The sequence below is a fragment of the Campylobacter concisus genome (assembly GCF_003048875.2).
Lineage (GTDB): Bacteria > Campylobacterota > Campylobacteria > Campylobacterales > Campylobacteraceae > Campylobacter_A > Campylobacter_A concisus_AU.
Map to the genome: position 1 here is coordinate 638,797 of NZ_CP049264.1, position 16,754 is coordinate 655,550.

16 protein-coding genes, 1 tRNA gene, 1 rRNA gene and 1 pseudogene are annotated in these 16,754 nt (G+C 39.9%); 10 read left to right on the plus strand and 9 right to left on the minus strand.

Annotated elements, in window-relative coordinates; all coding sequences use genetic code 11:
• Positions 1-141: 141 nt before the first annotated feature.
• Entirely contained in the window at positions 142-594 is a 453-nt protein-coding gene (locus CVT07_RS03240; RefSeq protein WP_107937253.1) for a hypothetical protein, read from the plus strand.
• A gap of 173 nt (positions 595-767) precedes the next feature.
• On the opposite strand, the gene CVT07_RS03245 is transcribed toward CVT07_RS03240, so the two are convergent.
• Positions 768-1,364 (minus strand): YagU family protein, encoded by a 597-nt coding sequence (locus CVT07_RS03245; RefSeq protein WP_103569343.1) that lies wholly within the window; start codon positions 1,362-1,364, stop codon positions 768-770.
• A gap of 160 nt (positions 1,365-1,524) precedes the next feature.
• Between CVT07_RS03245 and CVT07_RS03250 the strand changes: the two genes are divergently transcribed.
• Positions 1,525-2,724, plus strand: coding sequence for a tetrahydrodipicolinate N-succinyltransferase N-terminal domain-containing protein (locus CVT07_RS03250; RefSeq protein WP_107937252.1), 1,200 nt, complete (start codon positions 1,525-1,527; stop codon positions 2,722-2,724).
• A gap of 11 nt (positions 2,725-2,735) precedes the next feature.
• Positions 2,736-3,230 (plus strand): hypothetical protein, encoded by a 495-nt coding sequence (locus CVT07_RS03255; protein WP_002939504.1) that lies wholly within the window; start codon positions 2,736-2,738, stop codon positions 3,228-3,230.
• Positions 3,231-3,260: 30 nt separating this feature from the next.
• Here CVT07_RS03255 and CVT07_RS03260 read toward each other — a convergent pair whose 3' ends face one another.
• From CVT07_RS03260 to CVT07_RS03295, 8 genes and pseudogenes are all read right to left on the minus strand, one after another.
• Complete coding sequence (locus tag CVT07_RS03260) at positions 3,261-3,536, minus strand: Fic family protein (RefSeq protein ID WP_230855736.1); 276 nt, start codon at positions 3,534-3,536, stop codon at positions 3,261-3,263.
• Positions 3,537-3,580: 44 nt separating this feature from the next.
• On the minus strand, positions 3,581-3,730 hold the full coding sequence (locus tag CVT07_RS03265) for a hypothetical protein (protein WP_159071306.1): 150 nt from the start codon (positions 3,728-3,730) through the stop codon (positions 3,581-3,583).
• Between the two features lie 8 nt (positions 3,731-3,738).
• On the minus strand, positions 3,739-3,867 hold the full coding sequence (locus CVT07_RS10250) for a hypothetical protein (RefSeq protein ID WP_269059565.1): 129 nt from the start codon (positions 3,865-3,867) through the stop codon (positions 3,739-3,741).
• A 6-nt stretch (positions 3,868-3,873) separates the two neighbouring features.
• Positions 3,874-4,011 (minus strand): annotated as a pseudogene (locus tag CVT07_RS10335) (DUF4172 domain-containing protein); the annotation flags it as partial.
• Positions 4,012-4,235: 224 nt separating this feature from the next.
• Positions 4,236-4,610, minus strand: a complete 375-nt coding sequence (locus CVT07_RS03280; protein ID WP_082259847.1) for a gamma-glutamyl phosphate reductase — start codon at positions 4,608-4,610, stop codon at positions 4,236-4,238.
• 49 nt (positions 4,611-4,659) lie between these two features.
• On the minus strand, positions 4,660-5,454 hold the full coding sequence (locus tag CVT07_RS03285) for a CsgG/HfaB family protein (protein ID WP_012001529.1): 795 nt from the start codon (positions 5,452-5,454) through the stop codon (positions 4,660-4,662).
• A gap of 128 nt (positions 5,455-5,582) precedes the next feature.
• Positions 5,583-7,394, minus strand: a complete 1,812-nt coding sequence (gene glmS / locus CVT07_RS03290; protein WP_009294444.1) for a glutamine--fructose-6-phosphate transaminase (isomerizing) — start codon at positions 7,392-7,394, stop codon at positions 5,583-5,585.
• Positions 7,395-7,397: 3 nt separating this feature from the next.
• On the minus strand, positions 7,398-9,896 hold the full coding sequence (locus CVT07_RS03295; protein ID WP_107937246.1) for an HD domain-containing protein: 2,499 nt from the start codon (positions 9,894-9,896) through the stop codon (positions 7,398-7,400).
• Between the two features lie 110 nt (positions 9,897-10,006).
• On the opposite strand from CVT07_RS03295, the gene mqnE reads away from it, so the two are divergent.
• From mqnE to CVT07_RS03330, 7 genes are all read left to right on the plus strand, one after another.
• Positions 10,007-11,071 (plus strand): aminofutalosine synthase MqnE, encoded by a 1,065-nt coding sequence (gene mqnE, locus CVT07_RS03300; RefSeq protein WP_103650487.1) that lies wholly within the window; start codon positions 10,007-10,009, stop codon positions 11,069-11,071.
• An 11-nt stretch (positions 11,072-11,082) separates the two neighbouring features.
• Positions 11,083-12,375: an NCS2 family permease gene (locus tag CVT07_RS03305; protein WP_103569335.1), complete on the plus strand. Its 1,293-nt coding sequence runs from the start codon at positions 11,083-11,085 to the stop codon at positions 12,373-12,375.
• 12 nt (positions 12,376-12,387) lie between these two features.
• The gene (locus CVT07_RS03310) at positions 12,388-12,828 is read left to right on the plus strand and encodes a phosphoribosyltransferase (protein WP_103567855.1); all 441 of its coding nucleotides are present in this window, start codon (positions 12,388-12,390) and stop codon (positions 12,826-12,828) included.
• A 9-nt stretch (positions 12,829-12,837) separates the two neighbouring features.
• On the plus strand, positions 12,838-14,055 hold the full coding sequence (locus tag CVT07_RS03315; protein WP_103650488.1) for an ArnT family glycosyltransferase: 1,218 nt from the start codon (positions 12,838-12,840) through the stop codon (positions 14,053-14,055).
• Between the two features lie 3 nt (positions 14,056-14,058).
• Positions 14,059-14,748 (plus strand): pilus assembly FimT family protein, encoded by a 690-nt coding sequence (locus tag CVT07_RS03320; protein WP_103650489.1) that lies wholly within the window; start codon positions 14,059-14,061, stop codon positions 14,746-14,748.
• Between the two features lie 320 nt (positions 14,749-15,068).
• Positions 15,069-16,579 (plus strand): 16S ribosomal RNA (locus CVT07_RS03325).
• 94 nt (positions 16,580-16,673) lie between these two features.
• Positions 16,674-16,750, plus strand: a tRNA-Ile gene (locus tag CVT07_RS03330).
• Positions 16,751-16,754: the final 4 nt, after the last annotated feature.

The window sequence follows — 16,754 nt, forward strand, 5'->3', positions numbered from 1 at the left end:
AAAATTTGCTTGTAAATTTAGCTTTTGCTTTACGCTAAAAGGGCAAATTTACAAGCTATCTCTATTTTAAATCACGACAAATTTACTTAAATTTGGCTCTTTTTCGTAAGAGTAGTAAAACTACAAAAATGAGAATAAAAAATGACTTTGAAATTTGGCGAACTTGAAAAAGTTGCAACAGATGATGGCTTTATCTGGTATGGGGAGATGAAGCTAATGAGCGAAAAATTCGGTCAGGTGCTACTTTGCCTTGTTAGCACAGATGGAGCAGGCGCGGATGATGAGACTACTTTGCTAGCAGAGCGAATTGCCAGCGATATCGATCGGTACGTAAAAGAGGCGCTTGTCTTTTTAAAAGATGAGCTTAGGCGAGGGCGCTTTTTGAGCGAGGACGAGCTTAGCTTGCTTGACGCGCCAGTTTCCGAACTGCCATTTAGCTCGCCACAATGCACCTTTTATGCGCATGACAAGCAGTGGCTGATGAGATTTGCTGAGGGCGAGCTTGATATCTGCGAGCCTTACGGTATAGGGGTGATATTTGAGGATGAAAAGCCACTTTGTTTAGAAAATTTAGAGCTTAGCAGTGAGTACTAAACGATTAAGTTTTTAAATTTATGCATTAAAAGCTAGTTAAGATTTTTAAGCTTTGCAAAAAAATGATGAAAATTTTGTTTTTAGGTATTGGCTGCGATCAAGAGGCGCTAGAGTTTTTAAATGATTAAATTTTGCTGCCTTAGGTTTTGCGCCCAAAACAGCAAATTTATAAGCTATGCGTTGCAGCAGTCGCTTGGGTCTTTTTCTTTTGTGATCCTAGCTCTTAAGTCGTGGCGGATGATCTCTATCGACCAAAACCATACCATGTGACCCACAAACTCAGAGACATACTCATACCAAGGAAGTGTCCAAAGTGGCGGAGTGAGGCCAAGAAGCGGCAGTGAGATGCCGTGAACTGCGATAGTTGCTAAGATGCCAGCCATCACGCCTTGCCACATCGTGATCTTTGGAAATTTCTCAGCCACGACGCAGTAGCCAACGGCAAAGACTACTGAAAATATGATGTGCGTTAGCATCACGTAGTTAAATGCATGCCCTGCAAACTCGTAGATAGCAGCGTTTGGATCGGCGATACCGACATAATCTCTTAAAAACACATAAGGTGGGTTTAAGAAATTTCTCGAGCAGTCGATCGCATCAGCCGCTCTGATGGCACTTTCTGGTCCGCAAGCTGCGTTAAACATATCCATAGGGCTTCTTGGCGGAAGCGGCACTTCTGCGCCCCATTTTACAAAAGCTGAAACTACGCCAGCGACGAGGCCGATCAATGCAGCTAGAGCAAATTTTGGTTTGGTAGCTAAATTTGACATTTTGTCTCCTTGTAAAATTTGAGGCATTTTATTTCTATTTTATTTATGATAAGGTTAATCATTATTATAATTTATAAATTTATCAAAGCTCAAATGCTTTAAAATCATAAAATTTTTAGCCATTTTTGGCTAGACTAAGAAAAAATTTAAAGGAGAATAGATGTCTAAAGAATTTAAAGACGCAAACGAATTTAAGGAATTTTTTGAAGAATTTAGAAAAAAAGATGGTTACAAAGATCCAGTTGCTTTTGGCATCGCAAGAGTCGATCGCGGACAAAAAAATAGCGACAAAATTTTGCAAGCAAGTTACGCTGTTGTAAATTATAAAGAGAGCTTTTTAAGCGCAGCTGCTTTTATCTACGCCTTGCAAAAGTGCGATGTTGAGGTTGATTTTGGTGCTCACGAGTTCGTGACTGATCTCACGCCAAAGGTAGCAAAAAAGGCTAGCAAGCTCTTTAGTGTCTTTGAAAAAGATATAAAATCGCATAAAAACGTGGAGAATTTACACGCTGTGAAGATGGCATTTGATGACGATCTTGAGCTAAATGAGAATAAATTTAAGCTTGTATTTTTATTTGAGGACGCAAAGCCACTTAGCGTGGAGGCCGTCTATCTCAAGCTCTACTTGATCTCACTTGGCAAGGTCGCACCTAGGACTATCGTACTTGATGGAGCCTTTGGAGTGCTACCAAATGTCGCATGGACTAGCCAAAACATCCCAATCGAGCTTGAGTGGCTAAGAGAAAATGAAATTTCTCTAAAGATGTTTGGCGAATATCCAGCGATCGTTAGCGTTGATAAATTCCCAAGATTTTTAAGCCATATCATTCCAGCGGATAATACGAGAATTTTAGACTCAGCCAAGGTTCGCATGGGCGCTGCCGTGTATCCTGGCACAGTCGTTATGCCTGGTGCTGCCTACATCAACTTTAACGCAGGTACAACTGGTGGCGTGATGGTTGAAGGTAGGGTCAGCAGCTCTGTTGTCGTGGGTGAGGGCAGTGACGTAGGTGGTGGAGCTAGCATACTTGGCGTGCTAAGCGGCACGAACGGCAACCCTGTAAGCATCGGCAAACACTGCTTGCTTGGCGCAAACTCAGTTACTGGCGTGCCACTTGGCGATAACTGCATCGTGGATGCTGGTATAGCGGTGCTTGAGGGCACAAAGGTCTATATCTCGGCAAGCGAGCGCGAAAAGCTAGCTAAGCTAAATCCAGAGTTTAAATTTGAGGCTGAAATTTACAAAGCGCTCGAGCTTGGCGGGCTAAATGGGCTTCATTTTAGACAAAATAGCCAAACAGGTCAGATCACTGCAAGTGCGAGCAAAAGGGCGATCAAGCTAAATGAGGCACTTCATTAAAAGGAGCTAGCATGAAAGTTGGCATTTTGATGTTTGACAAGATAAATTTGTTAAGCTTTGCCAAAATTTATGATTTTTTGCATAAATTTGAAGGTTTTAACATCAAAACCTACGCCCTAAAGCCTGAGATAGTCGATGAATTTGGCGTCAGGCTTCATCCTGAAATTTACGCTGAGAGCCTTTATGGCGTGGATATCTTGGTCGTGCCAGATGGCGTTGGAGCGCTTGGGCTAAGATATGATGAGATATTTTTAAGCTGGATAAAAAGCTCAGCGAGTGCAAAATTTAAGATCGGCTTTGATCTTGGCGTGCTCATCCTTGGCGGGGCTGGATTTTTAGAGGACAGAGAGGCTTGCATAAGGGGCGGATATAAAAACGCGCTGAGTGGCTACTGTGAGGTAAATGACGCTAAGATGTGCGAGAGCAGGGGTGTGATAAGCGTTAGCGAATTTGATGATGAGATCAAAGAGCAGCTCGCAAAAATTCTAAGTAAAGATAAAATTTAAGGGTTTTGGCTCTTAAATTTGATAGAAATTTTATCTTTTTAATGAGCTTATGGCTTGTTTTATGGTGCTATTTACCGCTTCTAAATGCCACTTTATCCACGCTGTGAAATCAAAGTTTAAATTATTTTCAAGCTTTGTCGTCTGCTCTAAAATTTCATAATAATCTTTTTTATTTGCATAAATAATGCTCGATATTGAAAATGGCTCAATGCTCTTGCCAGCCAAGCAGTAGTGCGCCAAAGCCCTTGCCATGCGTCCGTTGCCGTCATCATAAGGATGGATGATCGCAAACCAAAGGTGAGCCAAAACACTTTTTACATAGGCGTTTTCGTGATTTTTATTGATAAAATTTAAAAAATTTCATCCTCTATGCGCTCTGCTGGCAAGGCTTCGTAGTGGATTTGCACATTTTTTGAAGGACCTGAGACGACGCTCATCTCATCATCTCTAAATTTAGCTCTTTTTATCTTGTAAATTTTGCTATGGCTATATCCAAACAAACATTGTGCTAGCCATGTAGCCGCTCAAAGTTCATAGGAGCTTTGTTTAAATTTGCTTCAAGTATTAGCAAGACTTGATTATCACTATATCTAGTCGCATGAGTATCAGCTAACCAGTCAAAATTTTCATCTAGCATCTTTTTTGCCGATGAGCGAATGCTTGATCTTTTTAGTCTCTCGCCCTCTATGAGAGATGAGTAAAAGATCTCATCTTCTAGAGCGTTAATTTGCGCCTTTAAAAGATCGTTTCTGCTGGTCTTGCTTGTTATCTCTTTTAAAATTTCGTGATCTTGCTCTAGTTTATTCGCAAGGGTCTATTACACTTTTATCAAAAGAAAAATTTGGGTAGTTAGGATGTTGCCATATCCAAAGGTTCTATATTTTTTACTTAATGTCTCGAATTTGTTTATAGTAGTAAAATTTTATATATGCATTGCTTTTGATTTGTTATTTGTAAAAAACTTTTTATTAGAAAAGAGCCAGCTAAAGTTAAGGCTAGATAAGATTATCTACCTAGCCTATAATCTCTTCTGGCATCCTTATAACCACGTCTATAACCACGATCAAAACCATCATCGTAGTCGTCATCATTATAGTAGCCTCCACGGTAACCACGCTGAAATCTATCAAATCTGTCGTACTCATTTTGATAGTATGGGCGGTAGTTAGGCGGATATGGCGCATAGTTTGGATCAACAGGATAGTAGCCATTTGCACGGCAACTATCCTCGTCAAATTTTTCTATTCCGTTGCGAAATTTGTAGCTTTCTATTTTTTTATCAAAGCTATCAATACTTCTTATGTCGCCATAAATTTTAGCCATTTCTCTTTGATTTATAAGACCACAAAGCCTAGCTTCAACTTTTTTTTCGTAACTCATAGAAAACAAAAAAGTTAATGAACAAAATAAAATGGCTATAAATTTCATCTTAGTCTCCTATTTTTATATTTCCGCCTTTGCCAAGACCACCTTTTACATTTTGGACTTTATAATCTTTTAGCGCGACTATAAGTTGGTTCATCGCGTCCATAAAAGCATTTACGATCATCCTGCCCTCTGGTGTCTTTGTGTAGCCACCAAGTCCAGCACTCACACGTGAAAATGAATTTGAGCCCATGCCAAAGAAGTCAAAGTTGCTATCACTGCCGACTGCACCAGCGATTTGTACGCCTGAGCGGTTGTCTATAAGAAGCAAAGATGTTTGTGTTTCGCTCTTTGAAAAGCCTCCGCTTACCTTGCCAGCAACGTTGCCAAAGACAGCGCCTACAAGTCCGCTGATACCGCCAGTATCCTCTTTGCTAAATGTGATCTCTGGCTGCATGGTATAATCAGCCGCTACGACTTGACCTTTGTGAAATTTAGAACCTTTTCTTAGCTCGCCACTAGCTTCAAGCGCGCGCTCTTGCATCATATTATCCATACTTCTGCCACGCTCGACGATGACGAAGCAGCCAGTTTGCTGAGCTAAGATCCTTAGCACCGGCACAGTTGAGCCAAGTTGATAATCTCTAGTTAGATATGAGTACCATGAGCTACTTTGATCTTCGTAAAAAGATAATGTTCCTAGTGTTTGGCTGCAACGCTCGATTTTCGTGTTGGCATTTTTGGCTGTATCTCCTGCTGCGGCACCAGTTACACCGCTATTGCTACTAGCGCATCCAGCAAATAAACAAAGAGCGGCAACGCTGCTAAAGACCTTAGATGCTAAAAATCTCTTTTTCATGAAGATCCTTTTTAATGTAATTAGAAGTGCAAATATTATAAGAAAATAATATTTTGTGAAAACTTAAATTTTAAAAGAAAAATATAAAAGTAAAATTTAAGCGGCCAGCAAGATGCCAGCCACATAAATTATTCGACAGTTACGCTTTTTGCGAGGTTTCTTGGCATATCGACATTGTTGCCTAGTCTAACGGAAATTTCAAGTGCAAGTAGCTGAAGCACTAGCATCATCTCGAAAAATTCGCTCATATAGTGATCTTGAACGCTTGTTTTTACGTAGTCATCGCTTAGTTCAAACTCAAGTGGGCTGATCGCTAGGATATAAGCATCTCTTGCAGCGAGCTCTTCGACGTTACTCTTTGTTTTTTCGTATAGTAAGTTTTGAGGCATTAAAGCGATCGTAAATAGCTTCTCATCTGCAAGTGCGATAGGTCCGTGCTTCATCTCGCCTGATGGATAGCCCTCGGCATGAAGATATGAAATTTCTTTAAGTTTTAACGCACCTTCAAGTGCTAGTGGATAGAAGATATCTCTACCGATAAAGAAGAAGCCATGACCGTGTAAATAGTGCTTGCTTAGGCGGTGAAGCTTCTCTTGCAAAGAGTTATCTATATTTAAAATTTGTGGGATGTGAAGAAGCGTTTTGATCTCGTGATCAAGCTCTTTTTTGCTGATAGATCCCTTTGCAGATGCCATTTGAAGCACAAGCATCCAAAGCACGATGATTTGTGTAGCAAATGCCTTTGTGCTTGCCACACCTTTTTCGATGCCAGCGCGAGTTAGAAGCGTATTATCAGCTAGTCTAACGATAGATGAGTTATCGACGTTGCAAATCGCAAGTGTCTTTAGTCCAGCCTCTTTTGCGATCCTAAGCGCCTCAAGAGTGTCAGCTGTCTCGCCACTTTGCGAGATGACGATGAAGAGCGAGTTTTTGTTTAGATAAGGCTTTCTATATCTAAATTCGCTTGCCACTTCGACCTTTGTTCTAACTTTGGCAAGCCTTTCAAAAAGATAGCTTGCAACAAGCGCTGCATGGTAGCTCGTACCGCACGCACAAAGCACGACATCATCGATACCTTTTAGGTATTCATCGTCTAAATTTTCAAGGGTGACTTTGTGGTTTTTAACTCTGCCCATGATGGTTTCAGATACGACTGCACCTTGCTCGTAAATTTCTTTCTCCATAAAAAATGTATAACCCTCTTTTTGGGCATAGCTCTTATCTTTTGGCAGTGCGTTAAATGTTATGCTAGCCTTTTTGCCGTGTTTGAAAACAGCTATCTCGTCTAAGCTCACGTAGCCGTAGTTGTTATCATCAAGATATGCTACTTCAGTTGCGTTGCCGATAAGTGGGGCATCTGATGAGGCAAAATATAGCTCTTTTTTGTCGCTTTTGCCTATCGCCATAGGAGCGGCATCTTTTGCGAAAAATATCTTATCAGGTGCGGTTTTAGTGATAAGTAGCGTCGCATAAGCGCCTCTAAGCTTTGCGATAGTCGCCTCATAAGCCTTAAATGGATCTTTTTTCTCTTTTAAAATTTCTTCAAAAAGATGCACGATCACTTCGGTGTCAGTTTGGCTCACAAATTTCACGCCCTTTGCCTCAAGCTCATCTTTAAGCTCTTTGTAGTTTTCGATGATGCCGTTATGAACGACAAATGAGTGCTCGCCAAGGTGTGGGTGAGCGTTTATCTCAGTTGGTTTGCCGTGCGTCGCCCAGCGTGTGTGACCTATCGCCACGCCAAAGCCCTCTGATGTAAAGTCCTTTGTCTTTAGGGCTAAATTTTCAAGCTTGCCGACCGCTTTAAAAAAGTCGATCTTGCCATCACTCATCACAGCCATGCCAGCGCTGTCGTATCCGCGATACTCAAGCTCTTTTAGACCGCTTAAAATGACCTCTTTTTTCTCTTTATCTCCGATGTATCCTACGATTCCACACATGTTTTACTCGCTTATTAATAAATTTAATATCTCTTCGCCTTTACTCTCAAGTCGCTCGTTTTTCTCGATCAAAAAGAGATTTCTAGTTCTATTTTTAACCGTCTGAATTCTAGCACTCGTGACTTGAAAATGAAGCCTGTCAAAAACACTCATCACATAAGCCATTAGCCCGCGCTGATCTTTTGCGTTGATGCTAAGTTTGGCGTAATCTTTTGAGTGATTTAGCTCGAAGTTTATCTCATCTTTGTTAATATTTGGTTTCAAAGGCTCTCTTAAAACCTCGCTATTCAGGGATTTTAGGGCTAAAATTTTAGTGTTTTCAAGCTCATGATTTTTTACATTTTGGTTAAAGTCAAGCCTGATATAAAATTTTTTCTCAAAAAGCTCAAATATCTCCATATACGCAAGGTCAAATTTGGCAAATTCATAGAGCAGGGCGCTTAAATTTAGGCTTTTGTTTGTATAAATTTGAATGCTTAAATTTTTACTATTGTTTATGAAAATTTCGGTTTCGTTTAAGCTATCAGCCACTTTGCTTAAATTTATGATCTCGCTCGCGCTATATTTTGTAAAGACTAAATTTGATGTGATCTTAAAAATTTTCTCTTGCAGCTTTGGCTCAAGCGCTAAAAACTCGCTATTTCGCTTTATAGACTGCTCTTTTTTTACTCGCCTTGTCGCTTCATCAAGTAAATTTTCATCGCTAAATGCGCTAAGAGAAATTTCATAAAGCTCTCTTAAAAGCTTTGCTGTGTAGGCGTTGTAAAGCCTCTCGTTTGTGGCGTTTATCACGCAGTAGCTAAGGATGTAAAGTAGCTTTAAGACCTGCTTGTCGCCAAGCTTCGAGATAAAGGCAAAGATGACGCGCTGTGAGTAGATATCCTCTCTGTTTGAGACGTTGCTCATTAGGGTGTGGTATTTTATCAAGATGACGCCGATGTTGATAGCTTTTTGGCTTAAATTTAGCTTGTTGGCATAGGCTCTAAAGATGTTTGCGCCGATATTTGCGTGATCTTTGCCGCCAAGTCCTTTGCCAACGTCATGCATAAGCGTCACGATCTTAAGCATCGTTTTGCCCTCTAAGCAAAGCTCAGCATAGAGATTTTTTATAAATTTATCTTTTATATTTTCAAGAAATTTGACACTTAAGATACTATGCTCATCAACCGTAAATTCGTGATAGCCGTCATATTCTGCTAGCTGGGAGATGTGCTCCATCGGTTTTATCAAAATTTGTATCATCTGCGCATCGAGCAAGGATTTTAAAATGGCGTAGGAATTTTCTCTTAAAAATATCTTCTTAAACTCGCTGATAGCGCGCTCTAAGCCATCTTTTGTGATGATGGCTCGCTTGATATAAAAGATCGCGCTTATATCAAATTTATAATCCACATCTTTTAGCTCTAAAAGCTCATTTATGAGATGCTCGATGAGCGCTGGCTTTTTGTGAAGTGGCACGTAGATGACGCCATTTATCTCATAAAAGCCATTTTTTAGCCTAGCAAATTTTCTTTGAACGAAGCTTAGCTCGCTTTTGAAAAATGGCCTGCAAAGCGAAGCTGCGATAAATCTTGAATAAATGGCTACGTTATTCATCGAGCTTAGCATCTTTTGGCTGATGACGCTCTCGTTGTCTTGCAGCTTTTTGGACTTTGTCTGCATGAAATTTGTCGTGATCTCGACACTTGAAGCGCTGAAAGTATCGGTGTTTTGAGTTAAATTTAAAGCACTTAGCAAGCTTAGTAAAAAATCCACATTTAGATTAAAACTAGCGATCTCTTTTTCATTCATCACTTTAAGAGCTTGCGATCTAACTGAAACGTCGCTATCAAGGCAGTTTAGTATGCAGTTTAAGCGGTAAATTTCATCGATCCCGCCAAAGCCACTTTTTAAATTTGGCTCTTGCGTCAAGTAGCTTATGCTAGAAAATGGCAAAAATGCCTTTAAATGGTAGTTTAAAAAGGCTTTTTTATCAAATTCTTTTATCTTTATGATCTCGCTTTTGACTAAGCGGTAGAGGCTTTTTGAGCCGCAGATGTAGCGAAGTTGCGAGGTTTCGCTTTTAAATTTAAGGTCATCTTTGAAATTTATAAAAATTTCATCCAATTCGGCAATTTTTATCACAAATTTCATGCCAGAGCTATCTAAAATTTCAGAAAATTCTTTTAAGAAATTTTTTATATTATAGCCCTTTAAATTTTTATAAACTAGTAAAATTTCAAGCTCGCTATTTGCGCTAAGCAGCGTTTGAGCGTATTTGCCAGTGGCTAGAACGCTAAAAGCAAAGCTGTCGTTTTGTGGTACAAACTCATCAAAAAATTCTCGCATAGTTTCATTTAAATAAGTTTTTATAAAATCATCATACTCTTTGGCTAAGAAATTTGTGAAATTTCTGCCTTGGTTTTTTTGAAAATGTTTTGGCAAATTTGCCTTAAAATCAAGAAATTTCTCTTTGATCCTTGAATAATTATCGCTATTTTTGGCACTTTTATCAGCTAGCATTTAGTGTTTCCATTGTTAAAAATATCTTGGCAAATGTTACATAATTTTTGCAAAAACAAAGCTTTATTTGCTTATAATAAAGCCTTAAGTTCAGCTTTAGGACGATATAAATAATGAATCTATTACAAAAACTAGAAAGTGGCGAGAGATTAAGCAAGCAAGAGGCTTTTTCGCTTTATGAGCTTGATCTTTTTACCTTGGCTAAATTTGCCGACAAAAAGCGCAGAAAACTGCACGGCAACAAGGTCTTTTTTAACGTAAATCGCCATATCAATCCAACAAATATCTGTGCTGACATCTGTAAATTTTGCGCATTTTCAGCCCACAGAAAAAATCCAAATCCATACCTAATGAGCCACGAAGAAATTTTAAAGATCGTTGATGAGAGCGTGAGCCACGGTGTAAAAGAGATACACATCGTCTCCGCTCACAATGCAACTAGCGGTTGGCAGTGGTATTTAGAAATTTTTAAAAAGATAAAGGCAGCTCATCCAGAGCTTCACGTAAAGGCGATGACGGCGGCTGAGATTGATTTTTTATCAAGGCATTACGGCTTAAGCTACGATGAGGTGATAGAAAAGATGCTTGAATACGGCGTCGATAGCATGCCAGGGGGTGGGGCTGAAATTTTTGACGAAGAGGTCAGGGCTAAAATTTGCAAAGGCAAGGTAAGTAGCGAGAACTGGCTAAAGATCCACAAAATGTGGCACGATAAAGGCAGACAAAGCAATGCAACAATGCTTTTTGGCCACATAGAAAGCCGCGATAACAGGATCGATCACATGCTAAGAATCAGGGACTTGCAGGATGAAACTGGCGGATTTAACGCATTTATCCCGCTTGTCTATCAAAGAGAAAACAACTACTTAAAAGATGTTAAATTTCTAGGATCAGCTGAAATTTTAAAGACTATGGCGATATCTCGCTTGGTGCTTGATAACGTCCCACATATAAAGGCGTACTGGGCTACTTCGACGCTAAATTTAGCGATGATCGCTCAGGAATTTGGCGCTGATGATCTTGATGGCACGATAGAAAAAGAGAGTATCCAGAGTGCAGCAGGCGCAAATAGCGCAAATGGCGTCACACTAAAGACATTTTGCGATCTCATAAAAACATCTGGTTTTACGCCGGTTGAGCGTGATAGCCTATATAACGAACTTAAAATTTACTAAAGGAGCTTGGGGTGAAATTTTTTGACTTAGCACAAAACAAAACGAGTGTGAAGCAGGAATTTGGAGCGGGACTTACGACATTTTTGGCGATGATGTATATTGTGCCGGTAAATGCGATCATTATGAGCAAAACTGGCATGCCTTATGAGGCACTCATCACTGCAACTGCGCTAATTACCATATTTTCTACGATATTAAATGGTCTTTGGGCGAACACACCAGTTGCGATGAGCGTTGGCATGGGGCTTAACGCTTATTTTACATTTGGTCTTTGCATAGGTATGAAAGTGCCTTGGCAAACGGCTCTTGGCGTTGTTTTTCTAAGCGGCGTGATATTTGTCGTCTTGTCTTTTACAAATTTTAGAATGTGGATAATAAGATCCATCCCGCTTGATCTAAGAAGAGCGATAAGCGCTGGCATAGGCACGTTTATTAGCTTTGTCGCGTTTCAGCAAATGGGCTTTATCGTAAATAACGACGCAGTTTTGGTTGGCATAGGAAATTTCAGAGATCCAAACGTGCTTCTTGGCGTTTTGGGGCTATTTTTGGTTATTTGCTTTTGGGCATGGAAGATAAAGGGCGCGTTTATCCTGGCAGTGCTTGTCACTTCAGTGATCGCTTGGGTGCTTGGCATCGCTCCTCATCCAACAGAAATTTTCTCAACTCCAGCCTCTATCTCGCCGATATTTTTAGAGCTTGACATAAAAGGTGCCTTTAGCCTAGCCTTGCTACCGGTTATTATCACATTTTTTGTGACTGATCTTTTTGACTCGATAGGCACGCTAGCTGGCGTTGGCACGAGGGCTGGGATATTTGACGAAAACAAAAAAGATGGCGTCGTAAAACTTGAAAAAACTCTTGAAGCTGATGCCGTTGCTACTGCAGCTGGCTCGCTTGTAGGTGTAAGTACGACCACATCGTTTGTAGAGAGCGCAAGCGGCGTAGAAGAGGGCGGTAGGACTGGTCTAACAGCTGTATTTTGCGGACTTTTATTCATACTTACACTATTTATGTTGCCACTTTTTAAAGCGATCCCTGGCAACGCCATCTATCCGATCCTCGTAATGGTCGGCGTGCTTATGTTTGCCGAGCTTGCTAGCATAAATTTCAAAGATCCAGCCATCGGCGTTGCGACATTTTTCATAGTTGTGCTCATCCCGCTTACTTACTCGATCACAAACGGTCTTGCATTTGGCTTTATGTCATACGTCATAGTTAAGCTCATAAAGAGAGAATTTAGCGATATAAATTTAGGCGTAGTCGTGCTAGCGCTTATTAGTTTTATCGTATTTTTAGTGCATTGATAAGGATTAAAGATGATATTTTATAGCTACGATGAATTTGCCGTTGATGCCAAAAAGATGGCAAAACAGATAAAAGATGAGTTTGATCCAGAGGTAATACTAGCTGTGGCAAGAGGTGGTTTAACGCTTGGCCACTCGCTAGCTGTTGCGCTTGAAAATAGAAATTTATTTACCTTAAATTCTATCCACTATGAGGATACAAACAAGCTTGATACGATACAAATTTTTAACGTGCCAGATCTTAGCGCGTATAAGAAAATTTTGCTTGTTGATGATATCATCGATAGCGGCGAGAGCATGGTCGAGATAAAAAGAGAGCTGCTTAAACGCTATCCAAATTTAGATATAAAGATAGCGACTGTATTTTACAAAGAAAAGGCTCTGCTTTTGCCTGAATTTAAGGTAAAAGAGGCTCATGACTGGGTTGAGTTTTTCTGGGATATACATATTTAAGGGCTAAATTTGTTAGAAAGAGTTAGAGAATTTGCTAGCAGACACATCGCTTTTAGCGTATTTTTGATATGTTTGATTGATTTTGTTTTTCTACTTTATGCGGCAAATTCTCTTAGTATAAGCTACAACGAGGCTGAAATTTTCTTTCAAAAGCACAGCCTTCTAAGCTACATCTTAAAGCTAAGCACCCATTTTTTTGGTCAAAATGATCTTGCTGTGCGAGGCGTGATGATCTTTTTTCACATCGCAAGCGTGGTTTTGATGTATAAGGTGAGTAAATTTTACATTAAGCTCGAGTTTGACAGGATCATAGCGGTCCTACTTTTTGTGCTACTTCCTGGCACGCTAGCTTCAGCCCTTATCATAAACAACGCTGGAATTTGCATCACTCTAGCGCTTTTGTGTATATATCTTTTTCATATTAAAAAGAAAATTTTATTTGGCATCTTTTTCTGCCTAGCCTTTTTTATAGATGGCGATTTCTTGATATTTTATGCAGGATTTTTTATATTTGCACTTTACAAAAGAAAGCCGCCACTTGCTTGGCTCAGTGCCATTTTATTTTTGCTGACACTTTATTTTTTTGGCTTTGAAACAAATGGCAGACCAAGTGGGCATTTTATCGATACTTTTGGCATATTTGCCGCTGTATTTTCGCCATTTGTCTTTATCTTTTTTGTATATACGATTTATAGAATTTGGGTTAAGGAGAAGAAGGATCTTTTGTGGTTTATCGCCATTTGCTCATTTTGCTTTTGTATGATAGTCTCTGTGCGCCAAAGGCTGGAGCTTGAGCAGTTCTTGCCATTTTGCGTGATCGCAACGCCACTTATGGTAAGAGTTTTTTTTAACTCATATCGCGTGAGGCTGCCAAAATTTAGAAAAGGCCATAAAATTTGCACTAGCTTAGTGATGCTCTTTTTGATATTTAACTGGTCAGCGATCATTTTTAATCAAATTTTTTACCTCTTTTTAAGCGATCCTACAAAACATCTCACATATAAATTTGATGTAGCAAAAGAGCTGGCAGATAAGCTAAAAGAGGCTGGAGTGCAGGACATAACGACTGAAGATACAAGGCTTGCGCTTAGGCTTAAATTTTATGGGATAAAAACAAAAAGCTACTCTAAAAATTTATTAGCAAGTGCCGATTTAGATGAAAAATCGAAATTTAGTATAGAAAAAATGGGAAAAGTAGTTGCAAATTTCAATATCAAGGAACGATAAGCTGTGAAAAAAAGAGCTTTTACGATGATAGAGCTTATTTTTGTTATTGTTGTTGTTGGAATTTTAGCTGCCATTATGATCCCAAAACTAAACAGAAATGCCTCAAGAGAAGCGGCAAATCAGATCCTAACTCATATAAGATACACCCAACACCTAGCTATGCAGGATGATAAATATGAAAATTTTATTAGCAATCAGTCTAAGCCATGGTTTAAGTTGAGATGGGGAATAACATTTAATGAAACTAGTCTAAAGGAATGCTCTATAGATAAACTAGGAGTTAAGACTTGGAAGTATAGTGTTTTTTTTGACAAAAGTATAAATGGAAATATAAATTCGGAAAGAGAAGTAGCAAACGATATCTATAAAAGCGGGAAACTCCTTAGTGGAGGCTGGAGTGGAATATCAACAGATGCTTGTAAAAAAATAAATAAGGAATTAAATTTAGGAAAAAGATTTGGTATAACATCGGTTGATTTTAAGGATGGTTGCATTGGAATGCAAACTATAATTTTTGATGAAATGGGTCGCCCTATGAGAGTAGCAAGTACTACTTCTGGAGGAGCAAAACGTCCTTATGATAGACTTCTTAAAAAAGATTGCAGTATAACAATAACTGATAAACGCGGCAATCAAACAACTATTACTATAGAAAAAGAAAGTGGCTTTGCATCCATAAAAGAAAATAGTTAAATTTGATTAAATTTTGAGCTTTTGATTTTTTTCAAAAAGCTGCTATTTTTTAATCTGCATTTAAGCATCCCTCATATATAATTCCAGCTCACGAAACGAGAAACCACCTTTAACTTCAACGTTAATAAAGCCTTTTTCTTATCGTTGTTCTTTTAACTTACAATTGTTAAACTATTAGTCAATCTTTGAAATCTAAACAAGTGATCGATTGAGCCAGTCTATTATGATTAAATAATAGATTAGACAAACTAATATAAAAACTAAAAGTTTTTTTGATTAAAAACTTCATAATAAAAATCCTATCTATTAGATAGGTAATTAATATGGAGAGTTTGATCCTGGCTCAGAGTGAACGCTGGCGGCGTGCCTAATACATGCAAGTCGAACGGACAAGTAAGAGCTTGCTCTTATGAGTTAGTGGCGCACGGGTGAGTAATGTATAGCTAATCTGCCCTACACTAGAGGACAACAGTTGGAAACGACTGCTAATACTCTATACTCCTCTCTAGCATAAGTTAGATAGGGAAAGTTTTTCGGTGTAGGATGAGGCTATATTGTATCAGCTAGTTGGTGAGGTAATGGCTCACCAAGGCTATGACGCATAACTGGTCTGAGAGGATGATCAGTCACACTGGAACTGAGACACGGTCCAGACTCCTACGGGAGGCAGCAGTAGGGAATATTGCTCAATGGGGGAAACCCTGAAGCAGCAACGCCGCGTGGAGGATGACACTTTTCGGAGCGTAAACTCCTTTTGTTAGGGAAGAACAATGACGGTACCTAACGAATAAGCACCGGCTAACTCCGTGCCAGCAGCCGCGGTAATACGGAGGGTGCAAGCGTTACTCGGAATCACTGGGCGTAAAGGACGCGTAGGCGGATTATCAAGTCTCTTGTGAAATCCTATGGCTTAACCATAGAACTGCTTGGGAAACTGATAATCTAGAGTGAGGGAGAGGCAGATGGAATTGGTGGTGTAGGGGTAAAATCCGTAGAGATCACCAGGAATACCCATTGCGAAGGCGATCTGCTGGAACTCAACTGACGCTAATGCGTGAAAGCGTGGGGAGCAAACAGGATTAGATACCCTGGTAGTCCACGCCCTAAACGATGTATACTAGTTGTTGCTAAGCTAGTCTTGGCAGTAATGCACCTAACGGATTAAGTATACCGCCTGGGGAGTACGGTCGCAAGATTAAAACTCAAAGGAATAGACGGGGACCCGCACAAGCGGTGGAGCATGTGGTTTAATTCGAAGATACGCGAAGAACCTTACCCGGACTTGATATCTAACAAATCATCTAGAGATAGAAGAGTGTCTGCTTGCAGAAATGTTAAGACAGGTGCTGCACGGCTGTCGTCAGCTCGTGTCGTGAGATGTTGGGTTAAGTCCCGCAACGAGCGCAACCCACGTCATTAGTTGCTAACAGTTCGGCTGAGCACTCTAATGAGACTGCCTTCGTAAGGAGGAGGAAGGTGTGGACGACGTCAAGTCATCATGGCCCTTATGTCCGGGGCGACACACGTGCTACAATGGCATATACAATGAGAAGCAATATCGCGAGATGGAGCAAATCTATAAAATATGTCCCAGTTCGGATTGGAGTCTGCAACTCGACTCCATGAAGCCGGAATCGCTAGTAATCGTAGATCAGCCATGCTACGGTGAATACGTTCCCGGGTCTTGTACTCACCGCCCGTCACACCATGGGAGTTGATTTCACTCGAAGCCGGAATACTAAATTAGTTACCGTCCACAGTGGAATCAGCGACTGGGGTGAAGTCGTAACAAGGTAACCGTAGGAGAACCTGCGGTTGGATCACCTCCTTTCTAGAGTACATATAGATATTCTCTCACAAGATATCTATAAGAAAGATATTCTCAATCATCCTTGTTTAGTTTTGAAAGATTGATAGACCTATAGGGGCCTATAGCTCAGCTGGTTAGAGTGCACCCCTGATAAGGGTGAGGTCACAAGTTCAAGTCTTGTTAGGCCCACCAGAGA

Bases quoted from the DNA above. Each gene is read 5' to 3' on its own strand.
- CVT07_RS03240 (WP_107937253.1), top strand. From the start codon at position 142: ATGACTTTGAAATTTGGCGAACTTGAAAAAGTTGCAACAGATGATGGC.
- CVT07_RS03245 (WP_103569343.1), bottom strand. From the start codon at position 1,364: ATGTCAAATTTAGCTACCAAACCAAAATTTGCTCTAGCTGCATTGATC.
- CVT07_RS03250 (WP_107937252.1), top strand. From the start codon at position 1,525: ATGTCTAAAGAATTTAAAGACGCAAACGAATTTAAGGAATTTTTTGAA.
- CVT07_RS03255 (WP_002939504.1), top strand. From the start codon at position 2,736: ATGAAAGTTGGCATTTTGATGTTTGACAAGATAAATTTGTTAAGCTTT.
- CVT07_RS10250 (WP_269059565.1), bottom strand. From the start codon at position 3,867: ATGCTAGATGAAAATTTTGACTGGTTAGCTGATACTCATGCGACTAGA.
- CVT07_RS03280 (WP_082259847.1), bottom strand. From the start codon at position 4,610: ATGAGTTACGAAAAAAAAGTTGAAGCTAGGCTTTGTGGTCTTATAAAT.
- CVT07_RS03285 (WP_012001529.1), bottom strand. From the start codon at position 5,454: ATGAAAAAGAGATTTTTAGCATCTAAGGTCTTTAGCAGCGTTGCCGCT.
- glmS (WP_009294444.1), bottom strand. From the start codon at position 7,394: ATGTGTGGAATCGTAGGATACATCGGAGATAAAGAGAAAAAAGAGGTC.
- CVT07_RS03295 (WP_107937246.1), bottom strand. From the start codon at position 9,896: ATGCTAGCTGATAAAAGTGCCAAAAATAGCGATAATTATTCAAGGATC.
- CVT07_RS03310 (WP_103567855.1), top strand. From the start codon at position 12,388: ATGATATTTTATAGCTACGATGAATTTGCCGTTGATGCCAAAAAGATG.